Annotated in this window: 21 protein-coding genes; 7 read left to right on the forward strand and 14 right to left on the reverse strand. The window is 40.7% G+C overall.

The genetic code is table 11. The features are described 5' to 3' along the window. Positions 1 to 7: 7 nt before the first annotated feature. From hypB to DPV97_RS08980, 3 genes are all read right to left on the reverse strand, one after another. Positions 8 to 814 carry a hydrogenase nickel incorporation protein HypB gene (gene hypB, locus DPV97_RS08970; protein ID WP_070713122.1) on the reverse strand — a complete coding sequence of 269 codons (807 nt, stop codon included), beginning with the start codon at positions 812 to 814 and terminating at the stop codon, positions 8 to 10. Between the two features lie 186 nt (positions 815 to 1,000). Further along, entirely contained in the window at positions 1,001 to 1,342 is a 342-nt protein-coding gene (gene hypA / locus DPV97_RS08975) for a hydrogenase maturation nickel metallochaperone HypA (protein WP_070713119.1), read from the reverse strand. A gap of 132 nt (positions 1,343 to 1,474) precedes the next feature. Then, a complete protein-coding gene (locus DPV97_RS08980) occupies positions 1,475 to 1,888 on the reverse strand; it encodes a MerR family transcriptional regulator (protein ID WP_049357439.1) in 414 nt (137 codons plus the stop codon). A gap of 86 nt (positions 1,889 to 1,974) precedes the next feature. Between DPV97_RS08980 and DPV97_RS08985 the strand changes: the two genes are divergently transcribed. Genes DPV97_RS08985 through DPV97_RS09015 form a run of 7 tightly spaced genes read left to right on the forward strand, consistent with a single transcriptional unit; the run spans position 1,975 to position 5,792 of the window. Then, positions 1,975 to 2,658, forward strand: coding sequence for a DUF4198 domain-containing protein (locus tag DPV97_RS08985; RefSeq protein WP_070713116.1), 684 nt, complete (start codon positions 1,975 to 1,977; stop codon positions 2,656 to 2,658). Next, the gene (locus tag DPV97_RS08990; protein WP_070713112.1) at positions 2,658 to 3,161 is read left to right on the forward strand and encodes an HI_1622 family ECF transport-associated protein; all 504 of its coding nucleotides are present in this window, start codon (positions 2,658 to 2,660) and stop codon (positions 3,159 to 3,161) included. The genes DPV97_RS08985 and DPV97_RS08990 overlap by 1 nt, the downstream gene beginning before the upstream one ends. Before the next feature lies 1 nt (position 3,162). Continuing rightward, positions 3,163 to 3,774, forward strand: coding sequence for a cobalt transporter CbiM (cbiM, locus tag DPV97_RS08995; RefSeq protein ID WP_070713110.1), 612 nt, complete (start codon positions 3,163 to 3,165; stop codon positions 3,772 to 3,774). Beyond that, entirely contained in the window at positions 3,771 to 4,415 is a 645-nt protein-coding gene (locus tag DPV97_RS09000; RefSeq protein ID WP_070713106.1) for an energy-coupling factor transporter transmembrane component T family protein, read from the forward strand. The genes cbiM and DPV97_RS09000 overlap by 4 nt, the downstream gene beginning before the upstream one ends. Further along, the gene (locus tag DPV97_RS09005; RefSeq protein ID WP_070713103.1) at positions 4,415 to 5,056 is read left to right on the forward strand and encodes an energy-coupling factor ABC transporter ATP-binding protein; all 642 of its coding nucleotides are present in this window, start codon (positions 4,415 to 4,417) and stop codon (positions 5,054 to 5,056) included. Before DPV97_RS09000 ends, DPV97_RS09005 begins: the two co-directional genes overlap by 1 nt. A 52-nt stretch (positions 5,057 to 5,108) precedes the next feature. Then, positions 5,109 to 5,234, forward strand: coding sequence for an excalibur calcium-binding domain-containing protein (locus tag DPV97_RS09750; RefSeq protein WP_111382965.1), 126 nt, complete (start codon positions 5,109 to 5,111; stop codon positions 5,232 to 5,234). A 39-nt stretch (positions 5,235 to 5,273) separates the two neighbouring features. Beyond that, a complete protein-coding gene (locus tag DPV97_RS09015) occupies positions 5,274 to 5,792 on the forward strand; it encodes a hypothetical protein (RefSeq protein ID WP_070713100.1) in 519 nt (172 codons plus the stop codon). 215 nt (positions 5,793 to 6,007) lie between these two features. On the opposite strand, the gene fdhF is transcribed toward DPV97_RS09015, so the two are convergent. From fdhF to hyfB, 11 genes are all read right to left on the reverse strand, one after another. Further along, on the reverse strand, positions 6,008 to 8,167 hold the full coding sequence (fdhF, locus tag DPV97_RS09020; protein ID WP_243585086.1) for a formate dehydrogenase subunit alpha: 2,160 nt from the start codon (positions 8,165 to 8,167) through the stop codon (positions 6,008 to 6,010). 178 nt (positions 8,168 to 8,345) lie between these two features. Beyond that, complete coding sequence (gene hycI, locus DPV97_RS09025; protein ID WP_083313274.1) at positions 8,346 to 8,804, reverse strand: hydrogenase maturation peptidase HycI; 459 nt, start codon at positions 8,802 to 8,804, stop codon at positions 8,346 to 8,348. Next, positions 8,794 to 9,201 carry a formate hydrogenlyase maturation HycH family protein gene (locus tag DPV97_RS09030; protein ID WP_049363159.1) on the reverse strand — a complete coding sequence of 136 codons (408 nt, stop codon included), beginning with the start codon at positions 9,199 to 9,201 and terminating at the stop codon, positions 8,794 to 8,796. The genes hycI and DPV97_RS09030 overlap by 11 nt, the downstream gene beginning before the upstream one ends. 44 nt (positions 9,202 to 9,245) lie before the next feature. After that, entirely contained in the window at positions 9,246 to 10,022 is a 777-nt protein-coding gene (locus DPV97_RS09035; RefSeq protein WP_070713094.1) for an NADH-quinone oxidoreductase subunit B family protein, read from the reverse strand. After that, entirely contained in the window at positions 10,019 to 10,666 is a 648-nt protein-coding gene (locus DPV97_RS09040) for a formate hydrogenlyase complex iron-sulfur subunit (RefSeq protein WP_070713091.1), read from the reverse strand. Before DPV97_RS09040 ends, DPV97_RS09035 begins: the two co-directional genes overlap by 4 nt. Before the next feature lie 12 nt (positions 10,667 to 10,678). Next, positions 10,679 to 12,409 (reverse strand): hydrogenase large subunit, encoded by a 1,731-nt coding sequence (locus tag DPV97_RS09045; RefSeq protein ID WP_049375047.1) that lies wholly within the window; start codon positions 12,407 to 12,409, stop codon positions 10,679 to 10,681. 19 nt (positions 12,410 to 12,428) lie between these two features. After that, positions 12,429 to 13,967 (reverse strand): hydrogenase 4 subunit F, encoded by a 1,539-nt coding sequence (locus DPV97_RS09050; protein ID WP_070713089.1) that lies wholly within the window; start codon positions 13,965 to 13,967, stop codon positions 12,429 to 12,431. Between the two features lie 4 nt (positions 13,968 to 13,971). Continuing rightward, a complete protein-coding gene (hyfE, locus tag DPV97_RS09055; protein ID WP_005626080.1) occupies positions 13,972 to 14,610 on the reverse strand; it encodes a hydrogenase 4 membrane subunit in 639 nt (212 codons plus the stop codon). Between the two features lie 10 nt (positions 14,611 to 14,620). Continuing rightward, entirely contained in the window at positions 14,621 to 16,066 is a 1,446-nt protein-coding gene (locus DPV97_RS09060; protein WP_070713086.1) for a hydrogenase 4 subunit D, read from the reverse strand. Between the two features lie 9 nt (positions 16,067 to 16,075). Then, complete coding sequence (locus DPV97_RS09065) at positions 16,076 to 17,038, reverse strand: respiratory chain complex I subunit 1 family protein (RefSeq protein WP_005631964.1); 963 nt, start codon at positions 17,036 to 17,038, stop codon at positions 16,076 to 16,078. Positions 17,039 to 17,047: 9 nt separating this feature from the next. Beyond that, positions 17,048 to 19,069 (reverse strand): hydrogenase 4 subunit B, encoded by a 2,022-nt coding sequence (gene hyfB / locus DPV97_RS09070; RefSeq protein WP_111382967.1) that lies wholly within the window; start codon positions 19,067 to 19,069, stop codon positions 17,048 to 17,050. Positions 19,070 to 19,074: the final 5 nt, after the last annotated feature.

Genomic DNA, 19,074 nt, shown 5'->3' on the forward strand with positions numbered 1-19,074 from the left:
GATGCTCCTATCGTTCTTGCGCTTTTAACCAGTCTAGCCACTGCTGTAATCCTTCTCCACTTTGAGAAGACAATTGGATGACCTGAATTGTTGGATTCACTTGTTTTGCATAAGCAATACATTTTTCCACATCAAAATTTAAGTACGGCAGTAAATCAACTTTATTTAAAATCATTAATTTAGAAGCCGCAAACATATGCGGATATTTTAGTGGTTTATCTTCACCTTCTGTCACGGATAAGATCACCACTTTGGCGTGCTCGCCTAAATCAAATTCTGATGGGCAGACTAGGTTTCCGACATTTTCAATAAACATCAGACTATTTTCCTGTGGCTGCAATTTCACTAATGCATTACCAATCATTTGTGCATCTAAGTGACATCCTTTACCTGTATTGACTTGAATTGCCGGCACACCGGTTTGACGAATACGATCGGCATCGTTTTCTGTTTGCTGATCCCCTTCGATCACATAACAAGGATAGTCATTTTTTAATGCATTTAACGTAGTCGTCAATAAGGTTGTTTTGCCTGAACCAGGACTTGAAACAAGATTAAGTGCCAAAATATGCTGATTCGCAAAAAAACGACGATTCATATCGGCTAATTGATTGTTTGCGCCGAGAATATCTTGCTCTACTTTCAGTAATCGTTGCTGGGTTTCATCTTGTTGTGGAGAGTCTGGCATACGGAAGGATGAGTGAGAAAAATTAGGTAGTTTTGTTTCATGTTGCGCATTGGAATCATGATGAACATGCGGTAATTCTCCGATTCTGACTTGGTCTGGATGGCCACAGCCACAGGTTGTACACATAAGTCACCTCAATAATTTTTCGTTTATTCTGTAAATGCTTAGAATCTATGGTAATTCACATGCGTTAGAATACCATATTCTCTATCTTAAATATATTCTTTGAAGAGAGATAAATACATACTATCAAGTAGTTAGCGTATTTTATATTCAAAAGATCAGGTTAAATTTGCCAATTTAGACGTCTTGCTATTTTACGGCAATTTCTTTCACTCTAAATTCGGTACCACTTCGACGTTGTAAAAATGCACTGTGACAATGTGGACAGCAATCCTGATAGGCCTCAATCTCTACTTCCTTTTGACATTGCCAGCACCATGCTATCGCGGGTAAATGAATAAAATGTAATTGGCAATTTTCAGCAATGGTATCTTTACGCATAATTTCAAAGCAAAATTCAACCGCACTTTGCTCGACACAAGACAGTGCCCCAATTTCTAGCCAAATATCTGTCACTTCATGGATTTCATGCTTTTTCTGTTGTTGATCAATAATTTCCATAATATTCTGACAGAGAGACATCTCATGCATGATTTTCTCCTTAAAAAAAGCAGTCTGTTCCAATTCTACTCTTTTTTGATGTTTATTTTCAGCGCTTCTGCGTTTCGTTGTTCGATATTTAAACGTTGTTTGAAAAATTTTACTGGTACCTCGTGCTAGACATCATTTTAGCGGCACAAAATTAATGCCGCTATGTTGCAATAAAGTGTTCATTAAATCATTGTTTTGCTCAAAGTGACTACATTTGCCTTTGAGCTGAATTAAGCGAATTCGTAAGTGAGCTAATTCATGGATCCGTTTTGATACTTCTCGAATATGTCGATCTAGCAACTCATTGATTTCTCTTTCCTGCTCTTGAGTAGCACATTGAGGATTGAGCAACATTTTGATTTCTTTTAGTGAAATATCCAAACTGCGGCAATAACAAATAAAAGAAAGTTGTTTCAAATGCTCTTCTGTATAAACGCGAAAATTACCGCTCGTTCGCTTGGCGGGTTCGATTAATCCTTGCTTTTCATAGAAACGTACGGCTTCCACCGTACAGCCAACGATATTGGCTAATTGACCAATTTTCATTTTTTATTAAATTACACTTGACTCTGAAGTTACTTCATATTTTATACTTTATCACAGTATTCACATGTTAGAAAAGGAGAACTTCCATGAAAAAAACAGCATTGTTTATTACTGCACTATTCGGTGCATCACTCGCTAATGCGCATAATGTTTGGTTGGAGCCTGTTAAGGATGCAAAAGGGCAATATGTGGTTAAATTTGGTCATGAGGAAACTGAAACCTATCCTCAAAGCAAATTAAAAGCAGTACGCCTACTCGATGCTAAGGGCCAATTGCAAAATGCCACAGTGAACTTTAAGGAAGGCGAAGCACACTTTGCCGCACCTGATGCAGCCATCGCATTTATTCGCTTTGATAATGGTGTTTGGTCAAAATTACCAAGCGGTAAATATATCGAAAAAACCAAACAACAAGCACCTGAAGCTGTACTTAGTGTTAATCCGATCAAATTCGGTAAAGCAATTTTACACTGGGATGCTCAAGCAAATAAATCACATAACATGGATTATGAATTAGTCCCTCAAAGTGAACCGAAAGCGGGACAACCTCTCAATATTCTCGTGTTAGTAAAAGGTAAACCTGTACAGGGCATCAAAGTGGGGTTAGGCGAAGATCACCCATTCAACTTAACCAATGAAAAAGGTATCGCACAATTCACTCCTAAAGCGGGTTATAACAAAGTTTGGGCTGAATTTGACGAGCCTGTTAAAGAAAACCCTGACTATACAGAGCGCAGTGTTGAATATATGCTAACTTTTGATGCGAAATAATGAAAAGAGTTGTATTTTTTACCGCACTTTTCACCTGGCTGTGCGCGCCATCAGCATTGGCTCATAGTTTGCATGTTTTTGCACAATATGATGGACACACAGTCTCTGGCAAAGCCTATTATTCCGATATGACTCCAGCAGCAGAAACCTATATGGAGATTTTGCAAGCTGGCCAGGACTCCCCTCTATTGGAAGGCAAAACAGATCGAGATGGGCAATTTGCCTATCCGATCAATACCACTGCCGAAGGTGCCATTAAAGTAGTGATAGAAGGTGAAGAAGGACATCGAGCCTCAATTGTTGCCAACAGAGTATCTGCGCAACCCACTAATAACAATGACAATGCATTGATGTTGGTCCGCGAAGATATTTCTAAATTAAAAGACAAAATTTACCTACACGATATCATTGGTGGTATCGGTTATATTGTTGGCATTTTCGGCTTATGGGCATTGATTAGAGCCTCAAAGATGACACGTACGTCGCAATCTAAGGAAAGATAATATGCATTTATCGGAAGGTGTGTTGCATACACCCGTATTGCTTGGTGGTGCAGCTGTTGCATTAGTCTGCGTAATGATTGGTCTTAAACGTCTTAATTCTCAGCAACTCCCACTGACAGCATTGTTTGCTGCTGCTTTTTTTGTTGCGGGTACCATTCATGTACCGGTAGGCATTGGCAGCGTGCATCTCATCTTAAACGGCATGGCCGGCCTGTTTCTCGGCTGGGCCGTTTTCCCTGCTTTTTTAATCGCATTGGTATTACAAGCCCTGCTCTTTTCCTTCGGGGGATTTGCTGTATTAGGTGTCAATTTATGCATAATGGCATTACCTGCCCTTTTTGTACATTGGCTATTTGCAAAAAGACTTGAAAATGACAATTCCCGTCGAACTCAAATTACTGCTGGTATTGGTGCTGGCGTGATCGGCGTTGGCGGTTCAGCCTTGCTCGCCTCTTTAGTCTTGGCTCTAGATGGTGGTAAAGCTTACAGCGATCTGATCATGCTACTGGTGATATCACATATTCCCGTGTTTATTATCGACAGTATCGTCAGCGTCGGGGTAGTCTTATTGTTAAACAAAATGTATCCAACAGCGCTCAGTGTGGTGAAATGAATTTCCTTGCTATTTTTCAACCGCACTTACGATTAATTTATGTGTTTTTGTGTGGACTTATCCTCAGCACAATGACACATATTTCAACGCTTATTAGCCTTAATCTGATCGTATTCAGCGGATTACTTATTACGCTAATTCGCTATCAAAAATCCCTTGCCGGTTATTTCAAATATTGGCTGAGACTGAATTTCTTTACTTTGCTTGTTTGGTTGACCTTAAGTTGGAAAATCACTGAACAAAGCTTAACATTAAATCCAATAGGCATTCAGCTCTCACTTCTAATCACACTGCGTTTCAATTTAATTTTAAGCTTAACTCGCCTCTTGTTAATTGATATGAACGAGAGCCTTTTATTGCAAGCATTATGTCGTTTGCCATTGCCTGAAAAACTACTTCACCTATTTGTTCTGACCGTGCGTTATATTTCTGTACTTGGTGATGTACATAAAAAAATGGATATGGCAATGCGCGCGCGCGGATACCAGCCAAAACTTAACGGCAGAACCTTATTTATCGCCGCGCAACGTGTGGCATTATTATTAATTCATGCTCTCGTTAAAGCAGAAAAAACAGAAATGGCGCTAAAAGCCCGTGGTTTTCAGCTGCATGATGTGAAAAAAACACAGGATAAATCTTGATGAACGTCCTTGAAGTCAAAAAATTACAGATCATGCGCGACCAACGTGTGATTATTGGTAACCTTTCTTTTGAACTCCCTGAAGGTCATCGTCTTTTTTTACAAGGCGATATTGGTTGTGGGAAATCAACGGTATTACACTGCCTATTAGGGTTTATACCTTACCAACAAGGTGAAATTCGCTGGTTTGATAACACCTGCCGACAAGAAAAAGATTTTGTACCGTTACGCGGAAAGATTGGTATCTGTTTCCAACATGCGGGCGATCAACTGTTTGGTCCAACCGTACTTGATGATGTGGCGTTTGGTCCACTCAATCAAGGATTGAACCGAGATGAAGCCTATCAAATTGCATTACAGCAACTAGAACGTCTGAATATTGTTAGGTTAAAAGATCGCTCTGTGAATACCTTATCTGGTGGAGAACAAAATTTTACTGCATTGGCTGGCGTGCTAGCGATGCAACCAAGAGTATTGTTGTTAGATGAACCAACCAACGGACTGGATGTAAAAAATATTGCCAAACTGACCGCACTTTTACGCGAGTTACAGTTACCAATGCTTATTGCCTCACATGATTTACGCTTTAGTGAAACACTTGCGGATTCCTGTTTGTCTTTAGCTACAAGTGATGATAACTAATGCTTCTCACGCTGTTAAATCTAGTTAATATAACCATCTTCCATAAATAAACATGAGTGGAAGAAATTTGATAAAATGTGAAACGGATAATAGCGAAGAAGCTACCTTTTACCTCACCCTATGTGCTCGCTACAACCTAGACCAAGATAATGACGGTATACCTTGTGAAAGTATCTAGTGGGTAGAATAATAAAAGAAATAATATCAGGAGAAGAATATGGATGTAGGAGCAATTAGTACAACAATAGGCTTAGTTAAAGATGTAGCAAATCAAGTCATTATGTTAAAAAACTTAACATCAGACATTGAAACTGCTACAGAAATTCAAGAAGCCAAGCAAAAAGCAATTGATTTAACTAACACAGTAATTGCTTTACAAACTGCAATAATGTCTATGCAAGCTGATTATATGGCACTAGCAGAAGAAAATGCCTGGTTAAAGCAAGAAAAAGAGAAAAAAAACCAATATAAACTGGTGGAATATAGCACTCATCTTCATGATCCAATTCTACTTTATCAATCAACAGGAGAAGGCGTTTTACATTATATTTGCCCACATTGCTATGATAATGAAGGGAAAGCTATTGTATTACAGCAACGAAGAAGACATTTGGGTGCGACGATGATCTCATCTAGCTATCAGGATGAATTTTATTGTACCGCTTGTAAATCAGAATATGCTATCGCAAAATATCTAAAAACTTCAGAAGGCGTAATAACTAGACAAAGTTATTAGTTTCTATCTAGGGTATACCAAAAAACAATGTAAGAAAGGTCAAAAAGTTTGGAATATATATCGACATTTAGAAAATCAAATAAAAAAGACAAAATGGTTAATTTATCTCACTTTTTGATCACTGTTATGTTGTCCTTGTTTATAATTCTGGAAAAATAATTCAATAAAAAACGGGCGAACCATTAAGTTCGCCCGTTTTTTATTTATGACGCTAATCAAGCCACAAGTGCGGTTTCTTTTAAGCGATTTTTTAATCTCGCGTATTCAGTTACCACATAGCGTTCAGCCCAGGCTTGGTCTTCGATTTTATCAATACGAACCGCACTGTATTTGTATTCCGGTGTTCTAGAACCCGGGTTCAAATGTTCAGCGGTTAATTCGTTACATTTACCGATCCACCATTGATAGGTCATATAACAAGCCCCTTTGTTTGTACGAGTGCTCACATCTGCACGAGAAATAACTCTACCACGAGAAGAAGCAATCCAAACCAAGTCGTTGTTTTTAATACCCAACTCTTTGGCGTCTTGATCGTTCATTTGTACGAATCCCGGTTCATCCGCAAGTGCCGCAAGTGCACGGCAGTTACCGGTCATTGAACGGCAAGAATAGTGACCAACTTCACGTACTGTAGAAAGTATCAATGGGAATTCTTCAGAGAGATCTTCCATTGGTGGTTCCCAGTCGCAAGCAAAGAACTCAGCTTTGCCGTTTGGACGGTCGAAGATTTGGCCTTTATACAAGTATGTTGTACCTTGATCTTCAGGGCCCTCATCAGTACATGGCCATTGGATATAACCCATGCCTTCCATTTTTTCGTAGGTTGCCCCTTTGTAAATTGGGCAAAGTGAACGAAGTTCATCCCAAATTTCTTTGGTATTGTTATAGTGCATTGGATAGCCCATTGCTGTAGCAAGTTCGCTAATGATTACCCAGTCATCCTTGACATCGCCAGTTGGCTCAACGGCTTTATAGAAACGTTGGAAACCACGGTCAGCGGCACTATACACACCTTCATGTTCAGCACAAGAAGTCGCAGGTAATAAAATATCTGCTTCTGCGGCTGTTTGAGTCATGAAGATATCTTGAACGATAAGAAGTTCAACTTTCTCGAAGGCTTTTTTAACAGCATTAATATCAGGCTCAGTTTGTAATGTATCTTCACCCATAATATAGAATGCTTTAATTTTATCTTCCATGATCGCTTCAGGGACTTCACTCAACGGCACACCTGGTTTGGTTGGAATAGATGGCACGCCCCAAGCTTTCGCAAATTTTGCATTAATTTCTGGATCAGCAAAACTTTGATAGCCTGGTAATGTGTTGAATAACGCACCCATATCGCACGCACCCTGTACGTTGTTTTGACCACGCACTGGGTTTACCCCAACATTTGGTTTACCTAAGTTACCGGTAAGCATTGCCAAGCTTGCTAATGCACGCACGGTTTCTACACCTTGACGGAATTGGCAAACGCCCATACCCCATAAGATAGTAGCGGTTTCCGCTTTCGCATAAGTGCGGGCAATTTCACGCAACATTTCAGGTTCAATACCAGTGATATGTTGGGTGGATTCCGGTGTATAAGCTTTCACGGTTTCATAGAACGCATCGAAGTTTTCGGTGTGTTCATCAATAAATTTTTGATCTTGTAATCCTTCTTCTAAAATCACATTCATCATGGCATTCAAGAATGCTACGTTAGACCCGTTAGCAAGCGGCGCATAAATATCCGCAATACGGGCTGTTTCGATTTTACGAGGGTCACAAACAATGATTTTCGCCCCTTTTGCTTTAGCGTGGTTAATCCGACGCGCCACAATAGGGTGTGATGTAGAGGCATTATAGCCAAAAACAAATACGCATTTGGTATCTTCAATCTCAACAATTGAGTTAGACATTGCGCCGTTACCGACCGATTTGAGCAGACCTGTTACAGAAGGGCCGTGTCACACGCGCGCACAACAGTCAATGTTGTTATTTCCCAATACCGCACGGGCAAATTTTTGCATAACGAAGTTTACTTCGTTGCCTGGGCCACGGGAAGAACCCGTTACCATAATCGATTCATTACCGTACTTTTCTTTGATTTCACTGAGACGTTTTGCCGTGTAAGAAATCGCTTCTTCCCAGCTCACTGGTGTGAATGGTTCGCCACGTTTGTAGCGGATCATTGGTTGAGTCAGGCGAGGAGTCAGGATTTTTGTGTCATGCACAAAGTCCCAGCCATAATATCCTTTTAGGCATAGCTCCCCTTCGTTTGTCTTGCCGTTTGCACCTTCAGCTCCCACAATTTTGTTGTTTTCCACCAAAAGATGGATTTTACAACCTGAGGCACAATACGGACATACGGTAATTACTTTTTTAATAGCCATAGTAACGTCCTTATTTTAGATACAACACGAGGTTAGAGATAGAATTAGAATAATTAATTCTGGGTATATATTACACCCAAAATCAACTTATAGTCCCACAAAAAACATGGATTTATTGATATAAAACAGGTTTTCGTAATATTTTTAAAAATATGTTTAGAAATATCCCTCCACTTTTTTACAAAACAGGAATCTCTTCAAGCGATCTTCCCTCTTTTAAAAAATCATACATAAATTGCACAGACTCTTTTACGCTTTCTGTCATTGGAAAACAAAAGGAAACCAGATCAGGTTGAAGCCCCACAAAAACGATTTGTTTAATATCTTGTTCCAGTTGTTCAATGAGGTAATTGAGCGGCATATTATGCGTACTCATAAAAAACATTTCCGCAATACTCTCTTTTTCAATGATTCGAATTTTGCCTGGTGCTAATTCCATATCAGCCGCATCAAAAATTAAAAGCAAATCAGGTTTCATGTCTCGCACAATATGTGCAACATTTTCTGGTGCTGAGCCACCGTCAAGTGCGGTCCAATTTGGCAATGGATTTTCATTTAATAACTGATAGAGATAAGGGCCTGCACCGTCATCCCCCATCATGCTGTTGCCAACAGTTAAGATCACATTATTCGTCACGACGTTTCACCATAATATACATCACAGGTTCACGCTGAATTGATGCTAACGTATCCATGAGGATTTCGACCCACTCTTGATGTTCTGGGGTGAAATTAGCTTTGTTTTCATCCATCGCTTTCGCCAATAAATTGACATGGCTAGAATCAATCACTATTTCACCGAATCGCATTAAGCCGAAAAATTTACGTTTAGCATCCCCTTCTGGAAAGCTATCTACAAAACGTTGATAAGCATCGTAGTCACAAACCAGTAATTTTTTAAAACAATCAATTACGCCCACATGGTGACCAATCGCCAAAGAATAATACATCACTTGTTTTGCTTGCTCTGGCACTTGTTCATCGTTTTCGACGAAACGCTCATTGAGTAAATAGAAAAAGACTTGAGTTGTCATAACATTCCCATTTTTATAGGGGCAATCACTTGCCCCATCATTAATTATCCCGAAAACGGCATACTAATCGCATGCAAACGATTGACGATTTCGCTTAAACGCGGATCGGCTTCACGTTCTAGGTATTCACCTAAACGCACCCCAAATGGTACTTTATCGTTTTCCGCCATCATCGCCATAAATTGATTAGCAATGTCTCCACCTTGTCGATAACCCGCCAAACGACGCGCTTCACGTTCTAATTCCACGCGTAAATCTAATGGAATATTTGGGAAACGTAATTTAGCCTCAGCATTAGGATCAGCAATTTCTTGTTTACCTTTGAGCTTTTGATCAAGCAAACCAAGTGCTACCGCGAATCCATAAATGGTCGCTGCAGGAGTTGGAGGACAGCCAGGGATATACACATCAACCGGTACAATTTGGTCAGAACCACCCCATACACAATAGAGATCGTGGAAAATACCACCGCCGCAACCGCAAGCCCCGTAAGAAATACAGATTTTCGGATCAGGTGCAGCTTGGTAAGCACGCATGGCAGGAGTACGCATAGCACGAGTAACCGCACCAGTGAACAATAAAATGTCCGCGTGACGAGGTGAAGCAACCACTTTAATACCAAAACGTTCCGCATCGAATGTTGGCGTAATGGTACTGAAAATCTCGATTTCACACCCATTACAACCGCCGCAGTCCACACGATAAACGTAAGCTGAACGTTGAATATCTTTCAGCAACGTTTGTTTCATTTTGGCAATATTTTCATCAATACTAAACGGTGTTGATATGCCATTGACCGGCATTGGAATTTGTGTGTTCATCGTCTTTCGCCTCCTGCTAAAACGTTAGGTAAATCAACCGCACTTTGTTCTCGTTGCTCGAGTGCTTTTTTGAAATTCAAGCGAACCGGCTCTTTAAAGTCGATTAATTTCATCCGCATGTTGGATTCCATATTCGCAGTTTTTTCTAAGCTGTGCTGACGTTTACAAACCGGACAAGTATGCAACTCCGCCAATTTTTGTTTCACTAATTCAGGTTTATCCAAAGTTTGTTTGAATAAATCAATGGTGTAATTCAGTTCTTTATAAGAAATAAACGGTTTACCACATTCCTGACAAGTTACTGTAGCAAAGGTGGTTTCTTGGAAAAGATCCTGTTTATTGGTCACTGAGAGTTCAAAATCTTGTGACAAGCGAATCGCCTTAGTTGGGCAAACTTCTTCACAACGACCACAGAAAATACAACGACCAAGGAATAATGACCAGGTACGTTCGCCTGTCACTGGATCCGTTCTCATGGTCAACGCATTGGCTGGACAGGCAATGGTACAAGCCGCGCAGACTATACATTGATCAGAATTGAGTTCCGGTTTTCCTCTAAAATCCTCATCAACTTCATAAGGTTTGAACGGATATTTGGTGGTAACATCACCGGCTTTAAATACCGTTTTTAGTAATTTAAACATTTTCCGCCTCCCCTATTTCAATGGTGAATTTTTACGTTCGATACCGTAGCGTTCAATCTCTTTATAATCCACGGTTTTCGCTTTGCGTTTACGTACATCCACCACGGTGACACGGTCGGTGCAAGAATAGCAAGGGTCAAGACTACCAATAATAAGTGGCGCATCAGACACAGTGTTGCCACGCAACATATAGCGCAAGGTTGGCCAGTTAGCATAAGTGGCAGCACGACAACGCCAACGGAAAAGTTTTTGGTTGTCACCTAGCATTGACCAGTGAATATCTTCACCACGTGGCGCTTCAGTAATTCCTAAAGCAAAACGTCCAGGTGTATAATTGAAACCTTCTTTTAATATTTCGCCACTTGGCAAATTGTCCACCATGTAATCAATGATATTCATAGACTCAAACACTTCATTAATCCTTACTTTCACACGGGATAATACATCACCATTTGCTTCAGTGAAGAGATTGAAAGGGATATCGCCATAACCGGAGAATGGGTGTACTTTACGCACATCACGCGCAAAGCCAGAACCACGAATCATTGGACCAACCGGACTGAAGTCACGAGCGATATCTTTTGCCAATACACCAACGCCTACCGTACGTTGTTCCATATTCGGTGTATTTAATAAAATATCGGTTAAGGTTTTGAGTTCTTCACGCATTTCACCGATAAGCTTGATACATTGCTCACGCTGATGTTTCAACATATCACGACGCACACCACCGATAAGGTTAATACCATAGGTTTTACGTGCACCAGTTAGCACTTCAGCCAAGGTCATGGATTTCTCACGAACACGGAAGAATTGCATAAAGCCTGTATCAAAACCGGTAAAGTGGCTAGATAAACCTAAGTTCAATAAATGACTGTGCAAGCGTTCAACTTCCAACAAAATTGCACGAATCCATTGTGCACGTTCAGGAATTTGAATACCTAACGCATTTTCGACTGAGTTAGCATAAGCAACGCTATGGGTGAAACCGCAAATACCGCACACACGGTCAGCCAAGAAATTGACTTGATCGTAATCCATTCGGGTTTCTGCCAATTTTTCCATACCACGGTGCACATAGAACAAACGATAGTCCGCATCAATGATATCTTCCCCATCCACGAATAAACGGAAATGTCCTGGTTCATCCGAAGTGATATGTAACGGGCCAAGTGGAACAATACGTGCTTCGCCTTTTTCGTTAATAAATTCGTATGTTTCTGTCGCGGTTGTCGGATCGGGACGTAAACGATAGTCCATTGAGTCTTTACGTAATGGATAAAGATCATCCGGCCAATCATCTGGCAACACTAAGCGACGTTGGTCAGGTAAACCAACGGCTTTTAAACCATACATATCAAATAATTCACGTTCGCCCCACACCGCCGCTTTGACTTTTGGTGTCACGGAAGGAAATTCCAGTGTAACAGGATCTACGAGTGCTTTAATCGTCACAAAAGTTTTGACGACACCTTCCATAGAAAGCACGTAATAAACGGCATAATGACCATGAATTGAGCGTTCATCGTTACCAAAAACCAATGGCAACCAGCCTTCATGTTGATAGTAAAGATATTCCACCACATCAGGTAACATATTCGTTTTCACTGTTAAAGTCACTTGATTTGGTGTAGACCACTCCTCATCTAAAATGGTATTCGGAAATTTTGCATTAACGGCTTCAATATAATTTTTGCCGAGCATTTTTACCGGATCGACCGATGTATTTTTAGTTAATTCCATTTTTTCCCCCAGTTGTCGATCATTTCGCTAAACTTTGCCAAGGTAAAACTAGCATATCGCCAAAGGACACATGTTCAGATCCAAGCACAATTCCTACCGCACTTTTTAGTAACTGCAAGATTGGCTCTGCAATATGGATACCCATTACAAACATTAACAACAATAGTATGGCCATTGCCGCCAAAGAGACTTTACTGACTTCGCCTGCTTCCACATTATCAGGTTGTTTGCCAAGCACTGTTTTTAATAGCATTAAGGCAAGTCCAGCAAGCACGATGGTAAGTAAAATTAAGCATAAAATAACTAACCAAGTTTTACCCGCTGTAATCCCTGCAACCACAACACTAAATTCACTCACAAATACGTTAAATGGAGGGATACCGCCCAATGCCAACGCACCACCGGCGAAAAGCACCGCACTCACTGGTGCAACACGCCATAATCCACGCACTTGATTCATATCACGGGTTTTATATTTCAATAGAATATTACCCGATGCACAGAATAATAAGGTTTTCGCAAGGCTGTGGTTGATAGTGTGAAGTAAACCTGCAAATACCCCAATTGGGCCACCAAGACCTAAAGCAAAGCTGATTAAGCCCATATTTTCGATACTTGAGTAAGCAAGCAAACGTTTAATATCAAATTGCACGATGATAAATAACGCCGCTACAAGCACTGAAAGTAAACCAAAGATCAACATTAAAGTTTGTGGAAATTCTGCGCCAACAGCTTTTGAAACCAATGTGTAGTAACGCAACACCACAAGCATTGCACAGTTTAATAACACCGCTGATAAAATTGCACTCACTGGACTTGGTGCTTCACTATGTGCGTCTGATAACCAAGTATGCATTGGAAATAGACCGCACTTCGTGCCGAAACCAATCAATACGAAAGCGAATGCGATATACATCAACATTGGGTTTAAACCTGTGGCTTGTTGATTCACGGCTGACCAGAAAATCGCTTGGCTTGGATCGGCAAGCACACCATTTGCATTCGCAAAGGTTAAAAGTGTTCCGTATAAACCGAAAGCGACGCCCACAGAACAGATGATGATGTATTTCCACGCGGCTTCAAGGGATGTTTTTTGTTTGTAAGTACCGACCAAAAACGCAGAGCTTAATGTTGTCGCTTCAATTGCAACCCACATTAAAATCAAGTTATTGGTGATAACTGACACAATCATCGTAAAGAAGAATAAATGTAAGAAACCGTGGTAATGGGCATAGGTTTTAAAATCGATATGCCCTTCTTCCAATTCTGTGTTCATATAACCGATGGAATACACACCAGCAAGTGAACCCACGACAGCAATTAAGCCTAAGAAAATGGCAGAAAGACTATCAACATACACCCAGTTGTTAAATGCACTGATACTGCCTTTTTCCAACACGCCAGAAATGACCTGTACAGAAAAGAACAACATCAAAATTAACCCGGTAATATGGAATGCGGTACAAACTGTCCGATTTTTTGTTCCGCGTAGTGCAAAGCTTTCAAAAGCGATGACTAAAGGTGCGACTAATAACGCAATTATCCATTGTTCATACATAGCGTTACCCCTTCAAACTCATAAGTTGTTTAGCATCAACAGTGTTGAAAGTGCGATAAATTTTATTCACCAACACCACCATAATGATGACCGCAAAAATCGCATCGGTGGCAATGCCGATTTCAACTAATTCTGGCGCATTGTTGGCAAGTAAAGCCAACGTTAAATGTGCACCGTTTTCCATTAAACAATAACCGAAAACTTGTTTCACAATATTGCGTTGGCTCACAATACACACTAAACCTAAAAGGAAGTGGCTAAGTGATACTGACAACGCTGGTTTTAAATGTTCAACTAACGGTAAGTTCACTGGAATGACAACAAAGTAACATAAGCAAACGATGATAGATGTGATCGGGATCAACCAAGCGACATTCATTCCTGCAGGAGTTTGACTTTCGTCAATTTTTCGTAAAGAAAAGATTAAAATTCCTGGCACTAATAATACTTTCGTGATGAATGCACTAATGGACCACATATAAAGTTCGTGAGCTTGCATTTCAAATGCCAAATAAACGAATAACACCACCAATACAAGAGACTGTAAGCCATAGCACAACGCGGATTTTTTTGCGGTTTTTGCCATAATGACACAAAGCGATGTAATGATGAGCAAACTCGCTAATACATTGATCATTAACATAATTCTCTCCTTAACCCGCAAGGCCTAACCAATAGGCAGCGATAAAGCTAGAACACACAGACATTACCATTAAAATCACTAAAACAAATGTCATAGAGAATGGCAATAGTTGCGCATTTTGCACGTCTTCAGATGGTTTACCGATAACACATTGACCAAATTTATAAAGCAACCAAACAAATGTTGCCGTAGATTCAATCAACGCAATCACCATTAACCAAGTTACCCATGAATATTCTTGTCCAAGGTCGAAACCAGCGGCAAATAATGGGAATTTGCTGAAGAAACCGTTAAACGGTGGCACACCAGCAATAGCCAATGCGGCAATACCAAATCCAGTACCAACCACAGGCATTGTGCGCATAATCCCTTGTAAACGCGGCATTGAACGTGTACCAGTGGCATAGCTCAATGAACCTGCAACCAAGAAGAATAAACTTTTCGCAAAGGCGTGGTTAAAGATATAAGCAATCGCTGCAACAAAAGCTAATTTAGAACCTAATGCTGCAAGAGAAAGCCCGATGAAAATATAAGAAAGTTGGGTGATAGTTGAATACGCAAGTAAGCGTTTTAAATCAGCTTGTGGCAAGTACATTAAGAAACCATAAATCAATGTAATCATTGCCATCACAATTCCCACCTCACCCACAATGTACGGAATTTCACCAGCAGACATCACGGAACGAGCGAAAATATAGACGCCCACTTTTACCATTGATGCGGCGTGCAAATACGCACTGACAGGTGTTGGCGCTTCCATCGCATTTGGTAACCAAATTTGCATTGGAAGTTGCGCTGATTTACCCCATGCAGCAAACATCACGCCAAATAACACGATAGTTTTCGCTTCTGGCGCAAGATGTTCTAACGCCGTGATAGAGAATGTGCCAGATTGGCTAAATAAATAAGCCGCGGCAAGATATAAACCTAATGAACCTACGTGAGTAATAATCAACGCTTTCATCGCTGCCGCCATTGCTTTTTGGCTTTGATAATAGCTGATTAATGCCCAAGAACATCCCCCAGTGATTTCAAAGAAAAGCAACTGGCCCGCTAAAGTTGATGAATACACCAAGCCCGCCATTGCACCGATGAAGATCAATAAGAAAGCATAAAAACGAGGTAATCCGTTATGCGGATGTTCGCGGTTTTTATCGGTTAAATAACCACAAGAATATAAGCAAATTAAGAAACCTAAACCCACAACGGCAAAGGCAATTAATGTACTCACTGCATCTAAGGTCACGCCGAAGATTGCGGTATCACCAAATTTAACTAAATCATAGGTGACAGATTGTGCGCCATTTGCATACCACTGCCCCGCCACAGCAAGTGTGCCAAGGGTAGCAAGTGCGGCAAAAATTGTGGCGATTTTTGGGAAAGATTGTTTGTTCAACCCCACAATAAACGCACCGACAAACGGCAAAATGATTGTAATTAGTGCTAAACGTTCCATATTTCCTCCTTACAATCCTGTGAAGTAAAACACAAACGCCAACACTGAAATGCCGAAACCGACCACAGTTAAACGTCCTGTTAGCATAAAGCGGGTACGTGCCAATGTGTTTTCAAATACACATGCGGCGATAAATACCACGAGCAATTTCACAAAGAAAGAAACGATACCTAAAATGACCGCACTTACCGTGAACTCTTGTGCTGCACCGAATGGGAAAAGCACACTCACAAAGATAGAGGCAACCACCATTGATTTTAAACTCAAACCGACTTTCAATAAGGCGAAAGACGGGCCTGAATATTCAGTAAGTGGGCCTTCTTGAAGTTCTTGTTCTGCTTCAGCCAAGTCAAATGGAATTTTGCCCATTTCAATAAAGATCGCAAAAGCAGCGGCCACTAAGGCAATTACTGTTGCAACGGGATATTGCCAAGGTTGGCTAGAAAGTGCGGTGCTAATAACTGCAAAATTTGTAGAACCTGCAATTAAAGCAATCACAATGAATGCCAACATTAAGATGGGTTCAACAAGTACGCCTAAAGTCACTTCACGGCTTGCACCTAAACTTGAGAAAGTACTGTTAGAATCCAAACCCGCAATTGAGAAGAAAAAGCGGAACAACGCGAACAAATAAATAACGGTGATTAAATCACTGCCTGCCCCAAACGGTGAGTGATGAGTAAACATGGGTAAACTCATCGCAACCACCATGACTGTGCTAATTAACACATAAGGCATAACACGAGATACCCAACCCGCATTATCTGGCCAAATATTTTGACGCGTCATTAATTTGGCAATGTCGCGATAATCTTGTAACAAGCCCGGGCCACGACGAGATTGAATACGAGCCCGAATCATCCGTGAAATGCCTGAAAAGAGCGGTGCCAAAGCAAGAAGAATTAACGCTTGCACAATGGCTAAAAGGAACATTCCAGCGGAAGTGGAAATTTCTGAAGGTAATGAAATCATAATTTCCTCCTACATCAACGCAATGGAAAGTAATAACACAACTAAGGCAATCACGAAGTACACGCAATAAACGCGGAAGTCGCCTTGTTGTAGCCATTGAATTTTACGACCTAACCACGGGATAAAATGCGCAATCGGCATTGTTACTTTTTCTTCCCAGAATGGTTCTGTTTTGGTCGCACCTGAAATTAATGCATTGATACCTTTTGCACCAGCAGGCGCAGGATCAAGCACTTGACGCAAGGTATAAAGCGGTTTGAAGATAATACGAAGCGGACGAGTAAAACTACCCGCAGAGGCTGCCATATCCATTTCGTAAGCATAACCACAAGCCCAAGGATTACCTTTTGCACGATCTGTCATACGATTGCCTTTGGTGTAAGCGTAATACATAAACGGCAATACAAAGAATGCAATCAACATAATGCTCACCATTAGTGTAGAAAGCACCGTATTCGGTGTATTGCTTGCTACCACTACACCATTTTCCGCTAAATTAAGCATCTCATTATGAGAAAGTGCAGTTGCAATATTGGCAATAATTGGAGTAACAACAGAAGCACCCACGCCTAAAAGTACACAGAATAATGCCAAGATTGCCATTGCTATCACCATTGGTTTTGGCACTTCGCGTGCATGTGCTGCTTTTTCGCTGCGTGGTGCACCACCAAAGCTAATACCATACACTTTCACGAAACAAAGTGCGGCAAGTGCACCTGTTAAGGCAAGCATAATAATTGCAACAGGGCCAGCGATACGTAATATCACATCATTGTGTTGGCTTAGGCTGAATAAAGATTGATAAGTAAACCATTCACTCACAAAACCGTTAAACGGTGGTAATGCAGAAATTGCCATAGTACCAATCAAGAAACAAAAAGCAGTAAATGGCATTAATTTGCCAAGTCCGCCCATTAAATCCATATCTTTTGAGTGTAAACGGTACATCACAGAACCCGCACCCAAGAACAATAAGCCTTTGAATACCGCATGGTTAAGTAAGTGATATAAACCGCCAAGTAACCCGACAATAGCAAGTACAGGATTATGGATTGCCATACCAATCATACCGACACCTACACCCATCATAATAATGCCGATGTTTTCTACGGTGTGATACGCCAAAAGTTTTTTGATGTCATGTTCTGCTAAGGCATAAAGTACGCCAAGTACAGAAGAAACTGCGCCAAAAGCAAGCACAATCACACCAAACCACATATTGTGTGCGCCAAGTAGATCAATACCAACTTTGATAATCCCGAAAATACCGATTTTAACCATCACACCAGACATCATAGCAGAAGCATGAGAAGGCGCAGCTGGGTGAGCTTTTGGTAACCAGCTATGCAATGGAATCATCCCTGCTTTTGCGCCGAAACCAAGAAATGCCAAAATAAATACCGTAAAGGCTAAAGGCATTGAAAGCTCGGTGTGGCGGAAGGCTTCAAATTCAAAGCTACCTGCGTAGCAATAGAAAATAAAGAAAGCGATCATAATCAACACAGAACCAGCGTGAGCAATGAAGAAATACAATAAGCCCGCATTGGTTGCGTTGTCATCTTGTTCGGTCAGTACTAAGAAGTAAGATGCCAAAGACATCATTTCAAAGAACACTAAAAAGTAAAAAGCGTTATCGCTGGTGACTAAAGCAACCATTGAGGCGATGAACAAATTCATAAAGAAGCCCATCGTGCCAGCGCCTTTGCCAATGTATTCTTTCACATAGGAAAAGGAATAAAGTGCAGTGATAATAACCATTAAAGAAATGACACACACCATAAACGCAGCTAATCCGTCAATACGGATTGAAAATTGGGCGAAGTCGAAAGGGGTTGAAAACACATCAACGACCGTATCGTTGCTGATAAGCACGGGAATGCAGGCAACAATGCCTAACAAGCCACCAAGTACACCGGTCACGCCGGATATATTGATTGAAAGTTGTTCATTTTTTCGCACAGCGAGAGAAATAAACGCACCAACGACATAAATCAACAAGGACGTGATGAGTAAACTGATTGAAGAACTCATAATTT

Origin of the sequence: Haemophilus parainfluenzae (assembly GCF_003253005.1) — a bacterium.
GTDB lineage: Bacteria > Pseudomonadota > Gammaproteobacteria > Enterobacterales > Pasteurellaceae > Haemophilus_D > Haemophilus_D parainfluenzae_M.